Here is a 1,813-nt window from a genome sequence, read left to right on the forward strand (position 1 = left end):
CTGTATTTCTGATAAACGAGGCATTAGTCTATTCCTTGGATTTATTTTTCTTTAAAATTTCATCCTGGATGTTTTCTAAAGTATGACGTTTTAGGAGGACCAAACAATCATCAATCGTGGCGTTGCCCTGTACTATATCTTCCGCTAAAGCATAACAACTGGGAGATCCACAGGCACAACAATTGAGACCAGGAAGTGTGGTCAGGATTTCATTAAGCTGTTTCATTTTGACAATAGCGGTCTTGATGTCCTTATCCAGTTCCATTATAGGACGAGGAGAAAGAGGTGCCACATCAAATTCTCCAGCTCTATAAAGTTCCTCCAACTCCTTCAAATCTACCGGTGTGTCCTTCCCTTCTTTAATCATTTTCTTGATTCTACTCATTGCTACAAAAGGATTTTCTACATTAAAAAAACCACCTACACAGCCATTAGTGCAACTACGAAGGACAATGTAGTCATACTGGTCTAAATAATGGTCTTCTACCCGAGATAGTATCTCCATCACATTATCTATTCCATTAACCGAGAGAGCACGGATATCCTCACAATCAACCAGGTCAGCTTGAACACCGGAAAGAGCCCAGGTCAGACCTTTGGGATAGATTTCAATATTAGGTGTAGGTTCATTCTGTAATCTTTTAATATGTTCGTGCACTTTACCATAAATCATACTTATGGCAAATGCTCCATCCTGCAAATGTTTATAGGCACCTTCAGGCTGATGAACGGCAGTTACATGAGCAGGACAGGGAACTATGAGAAAGATGCCAATCTCATTTTCTTTTAATCCTTTCTCCTTTTGTATCTTATCTCTTAGGTAGCGAGTTAGAATACTCATTGGAGCTTCTATCTGAAAAATATTAGGAAGCAAGGAGGGAAATTTTAACTGGATCAATCTGACCACGGTGGGACAATTACTGGAAAGGATAGGTCTTTTATTTCGGTTACGACGGACATAATCCCTAATCATCTCAATCATAAAATTAGTTACCATTGCTTCTTCTTCCACTTGATCAAAGCCAAGTTCATATATAGCCTGTTTGGCAACCTCATAGGAGACATCTTCAGAAAATTGTCCAAAATAGGAAGTAGATACAATAGCCACTTTATATTTGAATTTATTAATCAGTTCAAGAGGATCACTTTTGGGGATAATAGCATGAAACTTGCAGGCAACTATACAGTTACCACAATCCACACATCGGGCAGGGTCTATTTGAGCTTTGCGATTACGCACCCGGATAGCTTCCGTAGCGCAAACCCGGACACAGGATGTGCAACCTGTGCAATTATCTTCTACTATTTGAACCGCATGAAAATATTCTTTATTGTCCATTTTTATTAAAGAAAACTAAAAATTCCAGCATAGTGCTGTCTCCTGATTCCGAGACAATGTGTAGAGCATCGGTATTTTTCTTTATATTGGGTAAACCCAAACCAGCTCCAAAACCAAGCTCCCTAACCATCTCATCAGCAGTAGAAAAACCCGGCATCATAGCCTGTTCTATATCAGCAATGCCTGGTCCATTATCCATAAAAATCATATGAATCCTATCAGGATAAATATGACTGAGCATTGCACCACCCAGTGAATGAGCTGCTACATTAATTTCTGCTTCATAGGCAGCAACTGCTATGCGTCTTAAAATTTCAGGATTAATCCCCAGACGTTTAAGCACATTTTTAACCTCAGCAGAGCCCTTCCCTGCTTCATTAAAATCCTTTTCTCTAATCAAGGATTCCAGACTTACTTCAGGTTCTTGCTGATTTTCAAAATGCTTTTGCACAGCTTTTTCATATCCAGGGCGGA

2 protein-coding genes are annotated in these 1,813 nt (G+C 39.4%); both read right to left on the reverse strand.

Going from position 1 to position 1,813, the window contains the following annotated elements; genetic code table 11:
* Positions 1-28: 28 nt before the first annotated feature.
* Positions 29-1,339 carry a [Fe-Fe] hydrogenase large subunit C-terminal domain-containing protein gene (locus tag E0946_RS07140; RefSeq protein WP_133201775.1) on the reverse strand — a complete coding sequence of 437 codons (1,311 nt, stop codon included), beginning with the start codon at positions 1,337-1,339 and terminating at the stop codon, positions 29-31.
* Positions 1,329-1,813: ATP-binding protein (locus E0946_RS07145; RefSeq protein ID WP_243713780.1), on the reverse strand; the 485-nt coding region annotated here is incomplete at its 5' end. The genes E0946_RS07145 and E0946_RS07140, both read right to left, overlap by 11 nt.

The sequence above is a fragment of the Candidatus Syntrophosphaera thermopropionivorans genome (assembly GCF_004353895.1).
Taxonomy (GTDB): Bacteria; Cloacimonadota; Cloacimonadia; order Cloacimonadales; family Cloacimonadaceae; genus Syntrophosphaera; species Syntrophosphaera thermopropionivorans.

Coding starts and splice junctions, on each gene's coding strand:
- E0946_RS07140 (WP_133201775.1), bottom strand. CDS start 1,339: ATGGACAATAAAGAATATTTTCATGCGGTTCAAATAGTAGAAGATAAT.